Source organism: Blastococcus sp. URHD0036 (assembly GCF_000701365.1).
GTDB lineage: Bacteria > Actinomycetota > Actinomycetes > Mycobacteriales > Geodermatophilaceae > Trujillonella.
The window spans coordinates 133,150-150,559 of the sequence record NZ_JNIK01000004.1; the positions used below are offsets into that span (position 1 = coordinate 133,150).

The following is a 17,410-nucleotide window of genomic DNA, read 5'->3' on the forward strand; positions in this document are numbered from 1 at the left end:
CACGCATCTGGGCAGAGCACGAAGAGACGCACGGGATAGGTGCTCTGCCGACGCTTGTGCTCTGCCCGGCACCGTGGGCAGAGCACGAGTTCCGGGGGACCCACTACCCCACCCTCGGAGGGAGGCCGGCATGACCTCGATCAGCTCGGCGAGCCCGGCCTTCACCGGCAAGGACCCCGACCACCGCCTGTTCGGGCCGCTGCCCGACGTGCAGGGGGAGGCCGGCTACACCGAGAGCCACCCGGCGCGGGTCGGGTTCTTCACCGACACCTCGGTCTGCATCGGCTGCAAGGCCTGCGAGGTCGCCTGCAAGGAGTGGAACACGCTCCCGATGGACGACTCGCACGGCACCCGCGACACCATGGGCCTGTCCGGGATGTCCTACGACAACACCGGGCAACTGGGCGCCAACAGCTGGCGGCACGTGGCGTTCATCGAGCAGGTGCGCACCGTCGACCTGCCGATGCCGACGTTCGGCCGGCCCGGCGACGACCGGCAGGGAAGCAGTCCCTCGCCCGCGGCGCACGACCACCCCGACGCGCAGGCGCACGCCCAGGCCAGCGTGCTCAACGCCGAGGCGCTGAGCGAGTTCGACCCGCAGACGGGACAGAGCGGCACCGACAAGCAGGTGCGCTGGCTGATGAGCTCCGACGTCTGCAAGCACTGCACGCACGCCGGCTGCCTCGACGTCTGCCCGACCGGGGCGCTGTTCCGCACCGAGTTCGGCACGGTCGTCGTCCAGCAGGACATCTGCAACGGCTGCGGCTACTGCGTACCCGCCTGTCCGTACGGCGTGATCGACCGCCGGGAGGACGACGGCCGGGTCTTCAAGTGCACGATGTGCTACGACCGGCTGACCGACGGGCTGATGCCGGCCTGCGCGACCGCGTGCCCCACCCAGTCGATCCAGTTCGGGGACCTCGACGAGCTCCAGGCCCGCGCCGACGCCCGGCTGGCCACCCTGCAGAGCCAGGGCGTGGAGACCGCCCGGCTCTACGGCCGCGACGAGGACGACGGCGTCGGCGGGAACGGCGCCTTCTTCCTGCTGCTCGACGAGCCGGAGGTCTACGGGCTGCCGCCGGACCCGATCGTCACCACCCGGGAGCTGCCGGCGATGTGGAGGGCCGCGGGCAAGGCGGCCGTGATGATCGTCGGTGCCGCGGTGGGTGCCGTGCTCAGCTCGAGGCGCCCCCAATGACGGAGCACTTCGCGCGCGAAAGTCTCCTGGGAGGGTTCCGGTGACCGAGGGGATCGCGACGCCGGGCGGTGGCTGGCGGCGGGCGGACGGCCCGCCGGCCGAGACCCGGAAGAAGAAGCGCAAGGGCGGACGGCGCGGTCGTGGCGAGGTCGCCATGGTCGACGACGTCGAGTTCACCTCCTACTACGGCCGGCCGATCATCAAGCCGCCGGTGTGGAAGACCCCCGAGGTGCCGCTCTACCTCTTCTTCGGCGGCGCGGCGGGGTCCGCGGCCGTGCTCGGCGCCCTCGGTGAGTTCACCCGGCGACCGGTGATGACCCGGTCGGCGCACCTGTTCGCCGGCGGCGGGGCGCTCGCCTCGGTGGTGCTGCTGGTCGCGGACCTCGGCCGCCCAGAGCGTTTCCTGCACATGTTGCGGGTGTTCAAGCCGACCTCGCCGCTGTCGGTGGGCACCTACATCCTCTCGCCGTTCAGCGGGTTGGCCGTGGCGACGGCGGGCCTGCACGTGCTGGGCCGGTGGCCGGTGCTGCGTCGCCTCGCCGGGGTCGGGTCCGCGGTTTTCGCCGGACCGCTCGCCACCTACACCGGGGTGCTGCTGGCCAACACCGCCGTCCCCTCCTGGCACGCGGCCGGCACGCAGCTGCCGTACGTCTTCGGGGCGTCCGGGATGGCGGCGGGCGGCGGCATCACGATGGCGCTGACGCCGGTCGAGGAGGCCGCGCCGGCGCGGCGGCTGGCCGTCACCGGCGCGGTGGTCGAGCTGGCGATGATGCAGAAGGTCGAGACCGACCACGGGATCGTCAGCGAGCCCTACCACGAGGGCAAGGCCGGCCGGCTGCTGCGCGCGGCGAAGGCGTGCACCGCAGCGGGAGCCGCGGTGACGGTCGCGGCCGGTCGACGCCGGGCCGGAGCGGTGCTGGGCGGCGCGCTGCTGGCCGCGGGCTCGGCGCTGACCCGGTTCGGCGTCTACGAGGCCGGCATGGCCAGCGCGCGGGACCCGAAGTACACCGTCGTCCCGCAGCGCGAGCGGATGGCCGCCCGCGCCGTCGCCGACCACGCCTCCACCGTCACGAGCTAGGAGGCGTCGAGCTCCGCGAGGTCGGCGTCCACCATCGCCTGGACCATCTCCCGGAAGCCGACCGTGGGCGCCCAGCCCAGGCGCTCCCGGATCCGGCGGGAGTCGCCGGTCAGCACGGCCGCGTCCGTCGGCCGCAGCAGCGCGCTGTCGGAGCTGACGTAGGCCTCCCAGTCGAGGATCCCCACGCGGGCGAAGGCGGTCGCGACGAGGTCGGTGAGGCTGTGCGCTTCGCCAGTGGCGACGACGTAGTCGTCGGGCTCGTCGGCCTCCGCGGCCAGCACCATCGCGCGCGCGTAGTCCGGCGCCCAGCCCCAGTCCCGGTGCACGGCCAGGTTGCCCAGCGTCAGCCGCTCGGCCCGGCCGGTCGCGATCTCGGCGACGCCGGCGGTGATCCGGCGGGTGACGAAACGGTGCGGACGGCGGGGTGACTCGTGGTTGAACAGGATCAGCGAGCTGCAGTGCAGGCCGCGCGACCGGTACATGCCCACCACCTGGTGGCTGACGGCCTTCGCGGCGCCGTAGGGGTTCAGCGGGCTGACCGGCGAGCTCTCGCTGATCGGTCCGCCGTCGCCGCTGCCGGCGAAGACCTCCGCGCTGGAGGCCTGCACGAACCGGGTCGGGAGGCCGCGCGTGTACAGGTGCTCCAGCACGCCGATCACCGGCCGGGCGTTGGTGTCGAACGTGCCGACCGGGTCGTCCCACGAGGCGGCGACGCTGGACATCCCACCGAGGTTGACGAGGACGTCGGGCTCGACGGCGTCGACCACGGCGGTGAGCGCCGCGAGGTCGCGCAGGTCCGCCCGGTGCAGCGTCAGCCGGTCGCCGAGGGCAGCCAGGTGCGGCAGCTCCCGCGCGGCCGCGGGGTCCTCCTGGACGACGCCGGCGACGGCGTACCCCGCGGTGACGAGCTGCTCGGCGAGGTAGCCGCCGTCCTGCCCGGTGAGCCCGGTCAGCAGTGCCGTCCGCATGCTCAGACCCCCAGCGTGCGCTGCTCCGCCAGGTCGGCGTCGACCATCATGCGGATCATCTCCTCGAAGCCGACCTTCGGCCGCCAGCCCAGCGTCTCCCGGGCCTTGCTGCAGTCGCCGATGAGCAGGTCGACCTCGGCGGGCCGGAGGTAGGCGGGGTTGAGCGCGACGTAGGACGACCAGTCGTCGATGCCGGCGTGCGCGAAGGCGACGTCGAGCAGCTCGCGGATGGAGTGGGTCTCGCCGGTGCTGATCACGTAGTCGTCGGCGGTCTCCTGCTGGAGCATCAGCCACATGGCCTCGACGTAGTCGCCGGCGAAGCCCCAGTCGCGGCGGGCGTCGAGGTTGCCGAGCTCCACCTTCTCCTGCAGGCCGAGCGTGATGCGGGCGACCGCGCGGGTCACCTTGCGCGTCACGAACTCCGGCCCGCGGCGGGGTGACTCGTGGTTGAAGAGGATCCCCGACGAGGCGTGCATCCCGTAGGACTCGCGGTAGTTGATCGTCATGTAGTGGCCGAAGACCTTGGCCACGCCGTACGGCGAGCGCGGCCACAGCAGCGTCGACTCCCGCTGCGGCACCTCCTGGACCTTGCCGAACATCTCCGAGCTCGACGCCTGGTAGAAGCGCACCTTGGCGGGGTCGTCGCCGCAGTACAGCCGGGTCGCCTCGAGCATGTTGAGCACGCCCATGCCGGTGACGTCCGACGTCAGGCGGGCGTTCTCCCAGGAATAGGCCACGTAGGAGATGGCGCCCAGGTTGTAGATCTCGTCGGGCCGGGCGGTGTGCACCGCGCGCAGCAGGCTGGACAGGTCGGTGAGGTCACCGAAGAGCAGCTTCAGCCCGGGGATGCCCCGCACGATCTCGACCTTGGGGTTGTTCTGCCCGCGGACGAGGCCGTACACCTCGTAGCCCTTCGCCAGCAGCAGCTCGCTCAGGTACAGGCCGTCCTGACCGGTGACACCGGTGATCAGGGCTGTGGGCACGAGCCACCCCTTCGTCGACAGCGGGAAACGTGGGACCGGGCGCCGAGGAGACTAGTGGGGCACGAGCGAACGGCTGGACGAGCCGGGGAGTGCCGTCCCCCGTAGGGGCCAGTGGCGCACGTCTCGTGTGCGATCGTCCTCGGGTCTTCGGCCGCACCGAGGCGACGACCGACTCACGGGGGCTCCTCCGCCGATGGCGACGACCGACACGATCGCGGGGCCGGCCGTTGCGTCGCCGCATCGGTCGGGTCCGCCGTCGCCGGACGCCGGCCGCCACCTCCGGGGCGACATCGAGGGGCTGCGGGCGGTCGCCGTCCTGCTGGTGATCGCCGACCACCTCCTCGGGTGGCCGAACGGCGGCTTCATCGGCGTCGACGTCTTCTTCGTGATCTCCGGGTTCCTGATCACCGGGCTGCTGCTGCGCGAGCACCGGGCGACCGGGCGGATCTCCTTCGCGGACTTCTACCGGCGGCGGATCCGCCGCATCCTCCCCGCGTCGGTGCTGGTCCTCGTCGTCACCGCGGCCCTCGCGCACGTCGTCTTCTTCGCCAACCGGGCCCGGGAGACGGTGGACGACGCGTTCTGGGCGTTGCTGTTCGCGGGGAACTGGCACTTCGCCTCCGACGGGACCGACTACCAGCAGGCCGGCGACGCGGTCTCCCCGCTGCAGCACTACTGGTCCCTGGCGGTCGAGGAGCAGTTCTACGTCGTCTGGCCGGTGGTCCTGCTCGCGGTCCTCGGGCTCGTCGCGCGCCGCGGGAGGACCGGCCGGGTCGCCGTGGGCGGGGTGGCGGTGCTGGTCGTGGCCGCCGGCTACGCGTGGGCGGTGCACGAGACCGCCAGCGCCCCCACCTGGGCCTACTTCTCCACGTTCTCCCGGTCCTGGGAGCTGGGGCTGGGCGCGCTGCTGGCGGTGTGCGCCCCTGCCCTGTTCGGCATGCCGGTGTGGCTCCGGTCGGTGCTCGGCCTGGCCGGGCTCGCCGGGATCGTGCTCGGCGCGCTCCTGATCGACTCCGCGACACCCTTCCCCGCACCCTGGGCGCTCGTGCCCGTGCTCAGCACCGTCGCGGTGATCGCTGCGGGCACCGGCGGTGCGCCGCCCCTGCTGCTGGACAACCCGCCGGGGCGCTACGTCGGCGGGCTGTCGTACTCCCTCTACCTCTGGCACTTCCCGGCGATCGTGCTGCTCGCCGAGCTGGTGCCGGCCGGCGTCGGCCACCAGGCGCTCGTCGCCGCGGTCACCGTCGTCGCGGCGACCGCGAGCTACCACCTCGTGGAGCAGCCGATCCGGCGCTCGGGGTGGCTGCGCCCGGGCCCGCGCCTCCCGCGCCGTCGCGTCGCGCGGCTCGGCGGCTGGACGGCGACGGCGCTGGCCGCGGCTGTGGTCGCCGTGGCCGTCGTCCTCCCGGCCACCGGCTCCGGCTGGCCGTGGGCCCAGGCCGCCGTCCCGGCGGCGACGCCGGCACCCCCGCCGCCGCTCGCCCCGGCACCCGTGGTCGTCACGCCGGACCCGGTCGCGGAGGCAGCCGCGGTCGCCGCACAGGCACAGGCCGTGCTCGGCGCCGACATCGGCACGGCTCTCGCGGCGACCGAGTGGCCGCCGGCGGTGTCCCCGTACCTCGACGCGCCGGCGGCGGCGTTCGAGTCGCCGGAGTGGGCGGTCGACGACTGCCTCAACGTCACCACCGAGGCCGACCTGCCACGCTGTTCGTACGGCGACCCGGCCGCGCTCCGGACCGCCGTCGTCCTGGGGGACTCGGTCGCCATCAGCTGGATGCCCGGCATCCGCGCGGCGCTGGAGCCCCGGGGCTGGCGGATCCAGCTGCTGACCCTCGGCCAGTGCCCGCAGGTGGGCGTCCCGGTCCGGGCCATCTACGTCGAGGCGGACTTCACCGCGAGGTGCACGGCGCACCAGCAGTGGGCGATCGAGCAGGTCCGGCTCCTCCGGCCCGACGTCGTCGTCCTGTCGTCGGCCGCGAACTCGATCACCCGCCTCGCCTCGGGCAGCACTGATGCGCAGGCGCTGGCCGAGTGGCGCGAGGGGCTCCTGGGAACGCTCAGCGCGTTGGACTCCGTGCCGTCGCGGACGGTCGTCCTGGGGACGCCGCCCCCCGGCGAGAGCATCCAGGACTGCCTGACGCGGTTCAACGGCCCACCGGACTGCGTGTCGACGATCAGCGGGTGGACCAGCGACTTCATCCGCACGGAGCAGGAGACCGTCGCGCAGTTCCGGGGGACGCAGCTGCAGGCGACCTACGTCGACACCCGGCCGTGGGTGTGCGACGCCGCGGCCCGCTGCCCGCTCGTCGTCGGGTCGACTCCCGTCTACGCCGACGGCACACACCTCGTGGCGTCCTACTCTGCACGTCTGGCACCGCTGCTCGCCCCGGCCCTGATCGGCTGAGTCCCGCCCCCCGGCCCGCGCCCGGCCACGACAGATCCACGGGAGTTCCACCAGCGATGGCGACTGACACATCCGCGACGCGCCCGGCCGCCGAGGCGCCGCCGGGGCCGCGCCTGTCCGGTCTGCCGCGGGACGGCGCGCACCACGTCCGGGGCGACATCGAGGGGCTGCGGGCGGTCGCCGTCCTGCTGGTGATCGCCGACCACCTGTTCGGCTGGCCGCACGGCGGGTTCATCGGGGTCGACGTCTTCTTCGTGATCTCCGGGTTCCTGATCACCGGGCTGCTGCTCCGCGAGCACCGGGCCACGGGGCGGATCTCGTTCCCCGACTTCTACCGGCGGCGGATCCGGCGCATCCTCCCGGCGTCGGTGCTGGTCCTGGTCGTGACCGTCGTCCTGGCGCACGTCGTCTTCTTCGCCAACCGGGCGCGCGAGACGGCGGACGACGCGCTGTGGGCGCTGCTGTTCGCCGGGAACTGGCACTTCGCGATCGACGGCACGGACTACCAGCAGGCCGGCGACGCGGTCTCCCCGCTGCAGCACTACTGGTCGCTGTCGGTGGAGGAACAGTTCTACGTCGTCTGGCCGGTCGTCCTGCTCGTCGTCCTCGGGCTCGCCGCCCGGCGCGGACGGTCGGGCCTGTGGGCCGTGGCCGCGGTCGGGGTGCTGGTCGTGGCGGGCGGCTACGCGTGGGCGGTGCACGAGACGGCCGACGCCCCGACGTGGGCCTACTTCTCCACGTTCTCCCGGTCGTGGGAGCTCGGGCTGGGCGCCCTGCTGGCGGTCTGCGCGCCGGCGGCGGTCCGCATCCCGGCGCGGCTGCGCCCGTTGCTGGGCTGGGGCGGGCTCGCCGTGATCGCGGTCGGGGCGTTCTCCATCGAGTCGACCACGCCGTTCCCCGCCCCGTGGGCGCTCGTGCCGGTGCTCGGCGCGGTCGCGGTCATCGCGGCGGGCACCGGCGGCGACTCCCGGCTGCTGCCGCTGGACAACCCGGTCGGCCGCTACACCGGTGGGCTGTCGTACTCCCTGTACCTCTGGCACTTCCCGGTCATCGTGCTGCTGGCCGACCTCATGCCGGTCGACGGCCGCTACTACGCCGTCGTCCTGGCAGCGACGCTCGTCGCCGCCACGGCGAGCTTCCACCTCGTCGAGCAGCCGATCCGCCGGTCGAACTGGCTGCGGCCGGGTGCGAAGCGGCAGCCGCGCCGCCGGTCCGCCCGGCTGGGTGGCGCGCTGGTCACCGCGGTCGCCGCGGGGCTGGCCGTGGTCTTCGTCGTCCTGCCGGCCACGGGGTCGAGCTGGCCGTGGGAGCAGCCGGCGGAGGCCGCCGCGGCGCCGGCCCCGGCGCCGGTCCTCCCGCCGCCGGACCCGGCCGCGGACGCCGCGTCGGTCGCGGCGACCGCGCAGGTGGCGCTCACCCAGGCGATCGACGCCGCCGTGGCCGCGACGGAGTGGCCCGAGCTCGTGCCGGGCTTCGACTCCCCGTCGGAGCAGGTCTACGCGCCGGAGTGGGTGGTGGACGACTGCCTCGACATCCGCTCGGAGGCCGACGCCGACCGCTGCACCTACGGCGACCCGGACGCGACGAGGACCGCCGTCCTGATCGGGGACTCGGTGAGCATCAGCTGGCTCCCGGGCATCCGGGAGGCGCTGGCGGGCACGGGCTGGCGGGTCCGGCTCCTCACGCTCGGCCAGTGCGCCCAGCCCGCGACGACGGAGACGGACACGCGCGCCGCCCGGTTCGCCGACTACTGCGCGATGCACCGCGACTGGACGGTCGAGCAGGTGCGGCTGACGCAGCCCGACCTGCTGATCATGTCGTCGGCCGGCAACTCGCTGACCCGCCTGGCGTCGGGCAACGAGGGCCCCGACGCGCTCGCCGAGTGGCGTGCCGGCCTCGCGGAGACGCTGACGGCGCTGGACACCGTGCCGTCCCGGCTCGTCGTCCTCGGCACGCCGCCGCCGGCGGCGAACCTCCAGCAGTGCGCCACCCGCTTCAACAGCCCGCAGGACTGCGTGACCTCGATCTTCGACGAGACGACGGACTTCATCACCGCGGAGGCCGAGACCGTCGCGCAGTTCCGCGGGACGCAGCTGCAGGCGACCTACGTCGACACCCGGTCGTGGATCTGCGACGCGCAGGAGCGGTGCCCGCCGTTCGTGGGGACGACGCCGGTGTACGCCGACGGCACGCACATGACGGCCGCGTACTCGCGGGGGCTGGCGCCGCTGCTGGCCGGCGTCCTGCTCGACTGATCCGCATCCGCGGACCGCGCGCGGGACGAAGGCCGCCGTGGGGATGCTCGTCTTCGCCGTCCCGGCGCTGCTGGTCGTCGTCCTCGGCTATGCCGTCGGGTACACGGTCGCGGGCTGGTTCGGTGCGTCGCCGGCCGTGGCCGAGGGGCTGGGCTGGGCGACCGGACTGGTACTGCTGGCTGCCGTCGTGACGGCCGCCGTGCGATGGCGACGGCGGAGCCGCCGGGCGAAGGGATGAGCACCGCCCGCGGAGGCATGACGCAGCTCTCGCGCCCGGGCGCCGCAGCGAGGTGCGGAGCCGGCCGGGTGGCACGATCGGGGCGGGCGGAGGACCGCCCGGACGCAGCCGATCGGGGACCCATGGACGACGAGCGCACCACCGGCCCGGCCGAGCCGAACGGCGAGCCGCCGTACGGGCAGCCCGGGTACGGCCAGCCGCAGTACGGTGCCCAGCCGCCCGCCGACCAGCCCTACGGGACGCCGCCCCCGGCCCCGGCGCCCTACGGGGACCAGCCGTACGGCGCCCAGCAGTACGGGACGCCGCAGTACGGAGCCCAGCCGTACGGAGCGCAGCCCTACGGCGCGCAACCGTACGGCGGCCAGCAGTACGGGGCCACCGCGTACGGAGCGCCCGGTTACGGCACCGACCAGTACGGCAACCCGTACCCGCCCGCGCAGTACGGCTACCCGCCGGGCTACGCGCCGCCCTCGCAGGCGCCGGGCACCGGGATGGGCATCGCGGGCTTCGTCACCGGGCTGATCGGCCTGCTGCTGTGCTGGATCCCCGGCCTCGGCATCATCTGCGCCGCCCTCGGCGTCATCTTCGGAGCCATCGGCATGAACCAGCTCAAGCGGGTCGGCGGGAACCCCGGCCTGGCGATCACCGGGCTGGTGCTGGGCATCCTCGGCGTCGTCCTCTTCGTCGTCTTCCTGTTCGCCTGGACCAACGACCCCTACTACTACTGACCGGCGAACCGGGATGGCGACCGAGCAGTTCGCCGCCCCGCCCGGAGCCTGGGTCCGTCGGGCGCCCCGACCCCTCGGGATCGGGGTCCTGCTGCTGCTCGCTGCCCTGCCCGCGGTCCTGGGCGTGCTGGCGCTCCTGCTGGACGACGACGACCACCTGCCGTTGGGCGACATCGCGATCTCCGAGCTGGCCGTCCGTGACATCGGCCAGCACGAGGTGCTGCTCGGCCCCTACTCCCGCTTCGGCTGGCACCACCCCGGCCCGATGGAGGCCTACGTCCTGGCCGTGCCCTACCGGCTGCTGGACGGCGCCCACGAGTCCCTCGCGGTGGGCGCCCTGGCCGTGGCCGGGATCAGCCTGGTCGCGGCCGTGCTCCTGGTCCGGCGGCACGCAGGCTTCCTCGCCGCCGTCTGGACGCTGCTGGTCCTGATGGTGAGCGTCCGGATGCTGGGCGCCGACTTCCTCCACGACTCCTGGAACCCCCTCCTGCCGGTGCTGCCGCTGCTGGCCGGCGCGCTGCTGTGCTGGGCCGCGGTCCGCGGCTCCGCGTGGGCGCTGCCCGTCGCGGTGCTCCCGCTGTCGCTGGCCGTGCAGTCCCACATCGGCTACCTGGCGCCGGTGGTCGCGGTCGGCGTCGTGCTCGTCGCCGGTCTGGGGGTCCGGCGCTTCCGGCGGCTGCCGGCCGGCCAGTGGGGCGGGAAGCCGCGCCCGCGACCGGCGGGCCGCTGGCTGATCGCGGCGGGTGCGGCCGTCGGGATCGCCCTGGTGCTGTGGCTCCCGCCGATCATCCAGCAGGTCACCGGCGACCCGCGCAACGGCGACCTGCTCCTCGACTACCTGCGGAACGGCACCGGCGAGGCGGCGACCGGGTTCCCGACCGGGTTGCGGGTGGTCGCCGACGAGTTCGGCAAGCTGCCCGTGTACCTGACCGGCGGGGAGCCGCCGGAGGCATCGCTGCTCCCGGAGCGGTGGCCGGCATGGGCGATCGCGGTCGGGCTCCTCTGTTTCGGAGCGTCCCTGGTCGTCGCCGCGCTCCGCCGCCGCGAGGAGGTCCTCTGGCTGGGCGCCTTCACGCTCGCCGTGGCCGCCGCCGGCGTGGCAGCCGTCGCCCGGCTCGAGGGCCTCCCGTTCTTCTACATCACGCGGTGGACGGTCGTCATCGGCGTCCTGGCCTGGGTGACGGTCGGCCTCGGCCTGCTCCCCGAGGTGGTGCTCGGCATCCGGCGGGCCGTCGCGTGGGCGGGGCAGGGGTCGCGGGCGGAGGTCGTGCTCGGCGTCCCGTTGACGGCGCTGGCGACGACTGCGGTGTTGGTCACCGGGGTCGGCGTCGCCTGCGCGGAGATGCCGTCGACGGACCCGACCGGCGAGGTCGTCGAACTCGAGGCGGCGGTCGTCGACGACCTGGACGGGCTCGGGCTGACCACGGCCGCCGACCCGCCGGTCGTCCGTGTCGAGTTCGCCCCGACGACCAGGTCGACGTTCCTCGGCACGTCGTTCGCCGGCACGGGACTCCTGCTGGAGCTCGTCCGGGACGGGATCGATGCCCGGGGCACCGAGGAGTTCCGTCTGCAGCTGGGCCTGCGCTACACGCAGGGCGCCGAGGTGCCCGGCTACGTCGCGACGCTCGCCTACGCCGACGGCACCTCGCCGCCACCCCAGCCGTGGCAGCGGGTGCTCGCCGTGGGCGCGGAGTACCAGGTCTACGGCGGGGTGCCACCGTCCTGACCTGGGTCGCCGTCAGCCGAGCAGCCCCCGCTCGGCCTTGGCCAGCAGGGCGGTGCGGACGGCGTCGTCGACCTGCGCGGAGAACGCCGGATCGGCCTCGGCGCGGGCCAGCACGGCGTCGATCATCGCGGGCAGCACGTCCGGCGTCACGGTGAGCACGAGGGTGCCGCCGGCGGCGAGGAACCGCACCGCACGGTCGCCCGGGGCCACGTCCTGCACGGCCTCGGCCGAGCCCAGGTCGTCGGAGATGACGACGCCGGCGAAGCCCAGCTCCCCGCGCAGCAGGTCGGTGACGACGACGGAGGAGAACGCCGCGGGCGCGGTCGGGTCGATCAGCGCGTAGGTCGCCGAGCTGGTCATCACGAACGGCGCGGCGGGGGAGCCGGCCAGGGTGCCGAAGGCAGCCACCTGCTCGTCGTCGCGGGTGGTGACGGTGTCGGTCACCCCGGTCGCGTCGTCGGTGTTGCCCTCCACCCGGCCGAGGCCCGGGAAGTGCTTGACGGTGGCGGTGACGCCGTGGGCGGCCAGGCCGTCGATCACCGCGCCCGCGGCGGGGACGACCTCGGCCGCGGTCGAGCCGTACTGCCGCCCGAACACGCCGATCGGCCCGTTGCGCCGCTCGGTGCCGGCGGGGACGACGTCGACGACCGGAGCCAGGTCGAGGGTGATGCCGGCCGACGCGAGCGAGGCGCCGAGCCCGTCGGCCAGCGCGGCGAGCTGGTCGGGCGGGAGCGCGCCCTGGACCACGGCCGACGGGAGCTCGGCGAAGCTCGGGCCGGAGAGCGTCTGCACCTGCCCGCCCTCCTGGTCGACCGCCACCCAGGGCCGCAACCCCGGGGTGAGAGCGGCCCACTCGGCGGTGGCGGCGGCGTAGTCGGTCGCCGGGAGGCTGCTGCGCCCCCGCAGGAAGACGCCTCCGACGCCGGGATCACGGACGAGCGCGACCGCCGTCGGCGACGGGTCGGCCGCGGGGACGCCGACGACGAACAGCTGGGCGACCTGGCGACGGCGGTCCAGCCCGGCCAGCGCGGCGTCGACCTGCGCCTCCCGCGCCGCCTGGGCCTCCGCCTCGGGGTCCGGCGGCGGCGGAGCGGACGACGGCGCGCTCGAGCCGTCGTCGGCGGAGGGATCGGCGGCCGGGGGATCGTCGCCGCTGCCGCAGGCCGCCAGGAGGAGCAGCAGCAGGATGCTCAGCGTGACCGCGAGCTGACGCCGCGTCGAGGATCGGCGGGCGCGGCTCGGCGCGTCGTCCGCCGCGGACCCCGGTGAAAGTCCGGGAAACCGACCCGGCCCACTACTCTCTGCGCACACCGGAACGTGCCCGGCCCGAAGGGGAGGGTCGTCCGGGGTCACGGACGCGCGGGGGACGGCGGCATGGCGCACAACGGTGAGGACCCCGCGGCCGGACCGGCGAGCAACGGCACGGAGCCCACTCTGCCCGAGCGGGGCGCCGGCTCCGGCCGTGCCGCGCCGACCGTCACCGGCCAGCCGGCGTGGTCGGCTCCACCGCCGGGCTGGTCGACGTCCGCGCCCGGCCCGGCCGCTCCGGAGGCGGGACCGGGAGCGGGCTACGGCGAGTACCCGGCGATGGTCGGCGCCCTGCCGCCGCTGGGCTGGACGCTGCCCACGCCGCCGGAGGGCATCCCGGTCGTCGTCCCCGGACAGCAGCCGGAACCGGAGGCCGGCCGCGGCGGCGCTGGGCTGGGGATCCTCATCGGCGTGCTCGTCGCGTTCCTGGTGCTCGGCATCGGCGCTCTGACCTGGTTCCTCCTCGCCGGGGCCGACGGCGACGGCTCCACCGACGGCGCCCTCGGCGGACACAGCGGCGGGGTGACGTCGCCGGCCGACGTCCAGCCGGTGGGCGACGACGAGGAGGGCACCGGCACCGGCCCGGCGGCGGACCCGGAGGCCGACGCGGTGGCGGAGCTGGACGCCCTCGCCGCGGCCGATGCGGCCCGCGTCGACCTGGACGGGCGGTGGGTCGCGCAGCTCGCCTCCAAGAGCGTCGGCACCACCGACCCGCTGCAGGTGGCCGCGAACGGCAGCCACGTCTTCTACGGCACCGACATCCTGCTCGAGCACCAGGCGCTGCTTCAGGAGGTCGGGGGCGCCGCGGACGTGCTGCTGCTGACCAGCACCGACTTCGGCAAGCGCGCGGTCGACGGCGCCGGCCGGCCGTACTGGGTCACCCTCGCCGACCCGGGCTGGTTCACCAGCAGCGAGGACGTCGTGGCCTGGTGCGCCGACCTCTACCCGACGATGACGGCGGAGCAGCTGGCCAACAGCTGCGCGCCGCGGACGCTGGACCTGCCACACGACTGAACGACCGGCTCACGGTTCCCACCGTTCACAAGGGGCTGGGCCGCGGGGCACCGTCTCGATAACCTCCGCCTCCGGCGGCAGATGGGGGGAGCTGACGATGGGGGAGCAGCAGGTTCGGGGAGTGCGCCGGTACGTGGCGCTGGCGATGTGGCTGGTCGCTGCGGGCGCTGCCGCGGTCATCGGGCTGGACCCGGACGGCTTCCTGAGGTCCTGACCGGGCGGTCAGGCCGTCACGGCCTCACGGCGGTCCGACGGTCGCGCCTGCACCGGTCAGGGCGGCGTGGAGTCGCTCGCCATCCCCGCGCATCGATGCTCCTGGTCCGACGCCCATGCGCTGGAGCAGGAACGGAGCGACGTCCAGCAGGTCCACCTCGGGACGCCCGTTCCCGCCCGTCAGTCCCGGCCCGACCATCACGAGGATGCCCTCGGGGACGTGGTAGGCGGTGTTCCCGCCCCCCAGCCGGGTCCGCGTCTCGATGCCGAGCTCTTCGAGCGGCCAGGACGTCGGCGATGTCGTTCCGCTGCGCACCTGGCGCGGCAGCGCGCTCTCGCCGACGGTGAGGTCCCAGTCGATCCGGAACGAGACGGTGACCCCCTCGGCCCGGATGTCGGTCAGCAGCGGGCCCAGGTCGGTGCGCAGCGCGCCCAGGACCGAGGCCGCTGCCGCGGCGGCGCCGGGGTCCGGCAGCAGGAGGGAGGTGCCGGGGTACATGGCCAGCCCGACCTCCACCGAGCCCAGCCCGAGGGCGGCGGCGAACCGCTCGGGGTCGGCGACGACGTAGGTCTCTGTGATCGGCTTGTACGGGATGGCGCCCTGCCCCATCGACGAGGCGATCACCACGGTGGTGTCCGGTGACCGGCGTGCGTGTCGCAGCATGCGGCCGAGGTGGTCGTCGAACAGGTCCATCGCCGCGGGCACCAGCCCGGCGAAGACGTCGTCGGCCCGGTAGTCCGCCTCGTAACCGGGCATCGCGTCGCCCCAGTACCGGTGCATCATCCCGGCGACGTGGTTGGTGAAGAAGACGCTGAGGTCCGGCGTCGCGCGCCGGTGCAGCCGCCAGAACAGGTCGAAGGCCGGGACCACCTGCATCATCGGGCGGGCGGCCTTGTGCCGGGCGTCGCGCCGCTCCCGCGCGAGATGTCGCACGAGCGTCGCCACGGAGCGCGGGGTCATCCCCCGGATCGCGAGGTCGGCGCCGGTGCGGATCATCTCGGACGCCGAGAGCGCGGCGTCCGACGAGAAGGCGTTGCCCGCGGTCATGGCGAGGTTGAACCGCTGGAAGCGCTGCAGGCCGACCGGCACGGTGTCGGCCGTCCGGGCGAAGGTGTCCGGGACGTGGAACCCGCCGGTCGGCTGCACCCGCGCCGGCCAGCTCTGCATCGCTCCGAAGAGCCCGACCCGCTTCCCGGCGGCGGCCGCGACGTCCCAGAGGTTCTCGCCGCGGAACGTGTCCGGGTCCTGCCCCAGGTCGAACGACCGGTGCTCGTCGGTGTACGAGGAGGTGTGGAACGAGGGCCACGTCCGCCACGGCTGCAGCTCGACCGGGTCGTGGCAGACCGTCGTGGCCGCGACTCCGTCCCGGAGGGCGGTCGCCAGCGCGCCGCCCGGCCGACGGGCGACGTGGTGGTCGACGAGCTCCCACGGCACCTCGTTGAGCTCGTACAGCAGGATGCGACCCACGACCACCGTCCGTATGCGGAACCGACAGGCTCGCCACCCTAGGGCCGTGACCAGGACCGGGACGGTCCTGCGGCCGGAGCTACCCCGCTCGGGTGACACCTCCCGCCGGTGTGACTGCCAGACGCACGCTGCCTGGTTCGATCGACCGGGCTGGAAGTGGTCACGCAGCGTCGCCTCGAGCCGACCGCAGCGGGAGGTGAGAGATGACGCGGCAGTGGCACGGAGCCGACGAGGCCAGGGGTGACGTCTCCGGCGACGTCGGAGCCCGAGGCGCGCCGCCGCGGTTCCCGACAGCGGCCTTCTGGCTCGTCGGCGGTCTGATCGGGCTCGTCAAGCTGGTCACGGTCGTCACCACGCCGGACCGCTTCCGCATCCTCGCCTTCAACTCCGACGACCTGCACTACTACGTGCTCACGGCGCTCAACCTCGCGCAGGGGAACGGGTCGACGTTCGACGGCCTGCAGGGGACCAACGGCTACCAGCCGTTGTGGTTCCTCCTGCTCTCCGGCGCCTTCCGCGTCACGGGGGTCGACCGGCCGGGCGCCTACGTCGTGACGATGGTGCTGCTCGTCGTCCTCTGGGGGCTGGCGCTGCTGCTCCTGCACCGGCTGAGCCGCGACGTCCTCGGCGCGACCGGTGCGCCGGCCGCGCTGCTGGTCCTGCTGCCGCACGCCCGGTGGTGGACCGGGTGCGAGAACGCGCTGGTCGTCGCGGTGCTGCTCGCCGCCGTGCTGCTCCTGCTGCGGCGCGGACTGCTGCGGCCCGGTGCGCCGCGGATCCGGGACGTCGCGCTGCTCGGTGTCCTCCTCGCGGTCCTCGTCCTCAGCCGCCTCGACACCGCCGTCCTCCTCGGCGTCCTCGCAGTGGTCGGGCTCTCCCGGTGGCGGCGGATCGGCGCGGTCGTCGTCCTCGTGGCGCCGACGGCGGTCGCGCTGGCGGTCTACGCCGCGGTCAACCAGGCCGCGTTCGGGGTCCCCGTGCCGGTCAGCGGCCTCGCCAAGCAGCTCGGGCCGCTGGGCCGCAACTGGTCGGTGGTCGGCGACTTCCTGCTCTACGGCCAGCTCGGGCCGGTGCCGATGCTCCTCGGCGTCACGGTGGTCGCCGGTGCCGCGCTCGCGCTCTGGCTGCTCGCGCCCGCCCGCCGGTCGGCACTGCCGGAGCCGGTGCGCGACAGGGCGGGTGACCTCGGCACGGTCATCGCCGTCCTGCTCGCCGCCCAGCTCGGGCAGCTCGCGTACTACGCGGTCGCCTCCTCGTGGGAGCTGCAGGGCTGGTACTTCTCCTTCGGCGTCGTCGCGCTCGTGCTGTCGGCGGGGGTCGTCGGCGCGCGGCTCGCGGACGTCCGGTTCCTCCGGCCGGCGGTCGCCACGGTGCTGGCCGCGTTCCTCGCCGTGACGCTCCTGCACGAGGCCACCGTCGTGGGGCAGCGGGACCCGGACGCCGACCCGACCACGCGCGACATCGACGCCGGCACCTGGGCCGACGAGTCGCTGCCCGACGACGCCGTCCTCGCGATGGGCGACTGGGCCGGCTCACTGGCGGCCTCCACGACCCACCCCGTCGTCCAGCTCGAGGGCCTGGTCGGGTCGCCGGACTACCTCGACGCGCTGCAGGACGGCACGGTGCCGGCGTACCTGGAGTCGCTGGGCGTCACGCACTACGCCCGGCTGCTCCACCCCGGCGAGGTGGAGACCTGCCGGCCGGCCGAGCCGTACTTCGGGCTGGGCCCCACGGCCACGATCGACGTGTGTGGCGCGCGCGAGGTCTACCGGGGGAGCGTGCAGGGGCAGGTCGACCTGGTCATCTGGGAGCTCCGGGTCGCGAGCTGA

General features: G+C 74.4%; 13 protein-coding genes. 9 read left to right on the forward strand and 4 right to left on the reverse strand.

Annotated elements, in window-relative coordinates; translation table 11 throughout:
* The first annotated feature begins 130 nt into the window (after window positions 1-130).
* Entirely contained in the window at window positions 131-1,198 is a 1,068-nt protein-coding gene (locus N555_RS0104340; RefSeq protein WP_029430279.1) for a 4Fe-4S dicluster domain-containing protein, read from the forward strand.
* Window positions 1,199-1,238: 40 nt separating this feature from the next.
* Complete coding sequence (nrfD, locus tag N555_RS0104345) at window positions 1,239-2,276, forward strand: NrfD/PsrC family molybdoenzyme membrane anchor subunit (RefSeq protein WP_029430280.1); 1,038 nt, start codon at window positions 1,239-1,241, stop codon at window positions 2,274-2,276.
* Here the strand turns inward: nrfD and N555_RS0104350 are convergent.
* Both N555_RS0104350 and gmd read right to left on the reverse strand, forming a co-directional pair.
* Window positions 2,273-3,244 (reverse strand): GDP-mannose 4,6-dehydratase, encoded by a 972-nt coding sequence (locus tag N555_RS0104350; RefSeq protein ID WP_029430281.1) that lies wholly within the window; start codon window positions 3,242-3,244, stop codon window positions 2,273-2,275. The genes nrfD and N555_RS0104350 overlap by 4 nt on opposite strands.
* 2 nt (window positions 3,245-3,246) lie before the next feature.
* The gene (gene gmd, locus N555_RS0104355; RefSeq protein ID WP_029430282.1) at window positions 3,247-4,227 is read right to left on the reverse strand and encodes a GDP-mannose 4,6-dehydratase; all 981 of its coding nucleotides are present in this window, start codon (window positions 4,225-4,227) and stop codon (window positions 3,247-3,249) included.
* A 193-nt stretch (window positions 4,228-4,420) separates the two neighbouring features.
* On the opposite strand from gmd, the gene N555_RS0104360 reads away from it, so the two are divergent.
* The 5 genes from N555_RS0104360 (at window position 4,421) to N555_RS0104380 (ending at window position 11,578) form a co-directional block, all read left to right on the forward strand.
* Window positions 4,421-6,631, forward strand: coding sequence for an acyltransferase family protein (locus N555_RS0104360; protein ID WP_081865977.1), 2,211 nt, complete (start codon window positions 4,421-4,423; stop codon window positions 6,629-6,631).
* A gap of 56 nt (window positions 6,632-6,687) precedes the next feature.
* Window positions 6,688-8,886 carry an acyltransferase family protein gene (locus N555_RS0104365; RefSeq protein WP_051683726.1) on the forward strand — a complete coding sequence of 733 codons (2,199 nt, stop codon included), beginning with the start codon at window positions 6,688-6,690 and terminating at the stop codon, window positions 8,884-8,886.
* A 43-nt stretch (window positions 8,887-8,929) separates the two neighbouring features.
* A complete protein-coding gene (locus tag N555_RS0104370; RefSeq protein ID WP_051683754.1) occupies window positions 8,930-9,124 on the forward strand; it encodes a hypothetical protein in 195 nt (64 codons plus the stop codon).
* Between the two features lie 122 nt (window positions 9,125-9,246).
* Window positions 9,247-9,852 (forward strand): DUF4190 domain-containing protein, encoded by a 606-nt coding sequence (locus N555_RS29055; RefSeq protein WP_029430286.1) that lies wholly within the window; start codon window positions 9,247-9,249, stop codon window positions 9,850-9,852.
* 13 nt (window positions 9,853-9,865) lie between these two features.
* Window positions 9,866-11,578 carry a hypothetical protein gene (locus N555_RS0104380; RefSeq protein ID WP_029430287.1) on the forward strand — a complete coding sequence of 571 codons (1,713 nt, stop codon included), beginning with the start codon at window positions 9,866-9,868 and terminating at the stop codon, window positions 11,576-11,578.
* A 12-nt stretch (window positions 11,579-11,590) separates the two neighbouring features.
* On the opposite strand, the gene N555_RS0104385 is transcribed toward N555_RS0104380, so the two are convergent.
* Window positions 11,591-12,889, reverse strand: a complete 1,299-nt coding sequence (locus N555_RS0104385) for a glycoside hydrolase family 3 N-terminal domain-containing protein (RefSeq protein ID WP_051683727.1) — start codon at window positions 12,887-12,889, stop codon at window positions 11,591-11,593.
* 63 nt (window positions 12,890-12,952) lie between these two features.
* On the opposite strand from N555_RS0104385, the gene N555_RS28180 reads away from it, so the two are divergent.
* The gene (locus N555_RS28180) at window positions 12,953-13,900 is read left to right on the forward strand and encodes a hypothetical protein (RefSeq protein WP_029430289.1); all 948 of its coding nucleotides are present in this window, start codon (window positions 12,953-12,955) and stop codon (window positions 13,898-13,900) included.
* A gap of 238 nt (window positions 13,901-14,138) precedes the next feature.
* Here the strand turns inward: N555_RS28180 and N555_RS0104400 are convergent, their stop codons facing one another.
* Window positions 14,139-15,581, reverse strand: a complete 1,443-nt coding sequence (locus tag N555_RS0104400) for a hypothetical protein (protein WP_156036163.1) — start codon at window positions 15,579-15,581, stop codon at window positions 14,139-14,141.
* Window positions 15,582-15,784: 203 nt separating this feature from the next.
* On the opposite strand from N555_RS0104400, the gene N555_RS25590 reads away from it, so the two are divergent.
* Window positions 15,785-17,410, forward strand: coding sequence for a hypothetical protein (locus tag N555_RS25590; RefSeq protein ID WP_034508747.1), 1,626 nt, complete (start codon window positions 15,785-15,787; stop codon window positions 17,408-17,410).

Excerpts from the sequence above, each read along its gene's own strand:
- N555_RS25590 (WP_034508747.1), top strand. The coding sequence starts at position 15,785 with ATGACGCGGCAGTGGCACGGAGCCGACGAGGCCAGGGGTGACGTCTCC.
- N555_RS0104350 (WP_029430281.1), bottom strand. The coding sequence starts at position 3,244 with ATGCGGACGGCACTGCTGACCGGGCTCACCGGGCAGGACGGCGGCTAC.
- N555_RS29055 (WP_029430286.1), top strand. The coding sequence starts at position 9,247 with ATGGACGACGAGCGCACCACCGGCCCGGCCGAGCCGAACGGCGAGCCG.
- N555_RS28180 (WP_029430289.1), top strand. The coding sequence starts at position 12,953 with ATGGCGCACAACGGTGAGGACCCCGCGGCCGGACCGGCGAGCAACGGC.
- N555_RS0104340 (WP_029430279.1), top strand. The coding sequence starts at position 131 with ATGACCTCGATCAGCTCGGCGAGCCCGGCCTTCACCGGCAAGGACCCC.
- N555_RS0104360 (WP_081865977.1), top strand. The coding sequence starts at position 4,421 with ATGGCGACGACCGACACGATCGCGGGGCCGGCCGTTGCGTCGCCGCAT.
- N555_RS0104380 (WP_029430287.1), top strand. The coding sequence starts at position 9,866 with ATGGCGACCGAGCAGTTCGCCGCCCCGCCCGGAGCCTGGGTCCGTCGG.
- N555_RS0104365 (WP_051683726.1), top strand. The coding sequence starts at position 6,688 with ATGGCGACTGACACATCCGCGACGCGCCCGGCCGCCGAGGCGCCGCCG.
- N555_RS0104370 (WP_051683754.1), top strand. The coding sequence starts at position 8,930 with ATGCTCGTCTTCGCCGTCCCGGCGCTGCTGGTCGTCGTCCTCGGCTAT.